Source organism: Vibrio splendidus 12E03 (assembly GCF_000272105.2).
Taxonomy (GTDB): Bacteria; Pseudomonadota; Gammaproteobacteria; order Enterobacterales; family Vibrionaceae; genus Vibrio; species Vibrio splendidus_I.
In genome coordinates, this window is the sequence record NZ_AJZD02000251.1 from 1 (window position 1) to 1,907 (window position 1,907).

The 1,907-nt window shown below is 41.7% G+C and carries 1 protein-coding gene; it reads right to left on the minus strand.

Annotated features, from left to right (window positions below; translation table 11 throughout):
- Positions 1-374 precede the first annotated feature (374 nt).
- Positions 375-770, minus strand: coding sequence for a DUF2391 family protein (locus tag A142_RS15975; protein WP_017060180.1), 396 nt, complete (start codon positions 768-770; stop codon positions 375-377).
- Between the last annotated feature and the right edge of the window lie 1,137 nt (positions 771-1,907).

A 1,907-nucleotide genomic window follows, 5' to 3' on the forward strand; every position in this document is an offset into this window, starting at 1 on the left:
CGCAAGTTCAAGTCTTGCAAGGGGAGCCAATTAAAAGAAGCCGCATCATTGATGCGGCTTTTTTGCATTTAAAGAGCCTAACTTATTAATACAACTACCCTCACCTTTCAAATACCATATTCAATTCAGAAACCAACCGTTTTTATACCCTTCCAAAGCTACAAATCTTCGCTACTTAATGCTCTTCAAAATCTCCCAACAACAAACGACACATTCACGTAAGAGTCAGTCACAGTACGTTGCTACTCATTTTATTGATGAGGAGATCGGTTGACAAAATCAATGCTAAGTTTGGAGGTGAGAAAGCTAAATAACGAATCAAATAAGCGCTAGAAAAGCTCTGTAAGACACTTAAATCCAAATTGGCACACAAGTCACTCTTTATCAAAACTATCCACTACAATAGCGCCCATAGAGGCTGGCATCGAAATAACAATCACTCTTTTGATCGATACGACGGGATCACTCAATAGAGGTAATTTGTCTAGGCAAGTCAGTACCAAAGCAACGACCAATGCCGTCATAACATAAGCAATAACTATTCTGAAAATAAACACCGGCAACCGAGCAACAACATCTTTTTGAAAGACACTCTCATAGGTATAGAAGCCTAAGAACACCGCTGACAGTAAAAATAGCAGCAATAGATTAGCGGTAGGTAAAGTCTCCCCTAACTTCCAAGCCTCTTCAGAAAAAGAAATCGGCACGGCCAAAGCGAAAGATCCCACAAAGATTTGGCTCGCATCTTCAAAGTTAAAACTCAATTTCATAGTTAGATCCATTAGGTTTTAAGGCTTTATCTATTTCTTAAAAAATCACAAAACTATCCACCGATGACTTGGGGATTTTCTATTCTTACCAAGCAAACAGTAGTCACCTTCTATCTTTATCTTAGTCGCAATAGCCAAAACATAGCTTGAACTAACCAGCAAGAAATCAATATGCTCAGAGCAAAACGGTCAAACAACCAATTCATATCGAGTCAACAAGCAAATCAGAATCGAAAAGAGACCGGTAAACATCCTAAAATACCATCCCCTAGAACCAGAGAGTCCCAATCCGGTTAGGTGATAAACATTACTGCACGTGTAGGCACGGATACGAGAGGTTCACTATTTCTTAATATATCTCCCTCCAGCACAACTTTGGAACGCAACCAAACGCCCCCTCCTTCAACCTGAATCTAGTCCACTTTTACCCTTTGAAATACTTCGAACAAGGCGCCCAATACCATCGAGAGTGGTTTTAGATAAATGCATAACAATAGCTATTAAGTCGAATCATTAGGGGCTCTAGCGTTCTTAGCAGAAGCCTCTATGATGGAGTCTTAATACACGTCAGAGTTAACCTCTAGATTCACCGCTCGGACAGAAGTCAGGTTTCATGTAGGAAGGGCTGTAATCTAGTACCTGACGGACACTCGCTAAATCGAGAAACAGCCTACAAGTGCAGAGCAAAAAGATGGGCTGTAGGGCCTGTATAGTTTCAGGTGCGAGAAGGGGATACGTTGAGTCAGTTCTGTCTCATAAAGCTAACTTACACATCGTATGGCTCAAGTTTTTGAGCACTAAGCTTAAAGCTGCGTGCATTTGAAGTGATGCTCGTGCCAAATCATATCAGGAGTCAGAAATGATGTACTCCATAGTCATAGGGTTGGTTTTGGAGAACACCGATGCTGTAGGCTAAGGGTAGTCTTTTGTGTAAATTATTCGACTGACGTGCGAAGCACTGTAATTTAGATGCAAAAAAGCACCGCGATTTCTAGCGAGGCTTCTTATAAATGGCGGTGTAGCTAGGATCTCAGGCGACCGGAGCTCATGGTTGGAGACCGAATTATCGATACCCAGAAACGACGAAAGCCTAGTCATAGACTAGGCTTTCTAATAAGTGGCGGAGTGGACGGGACT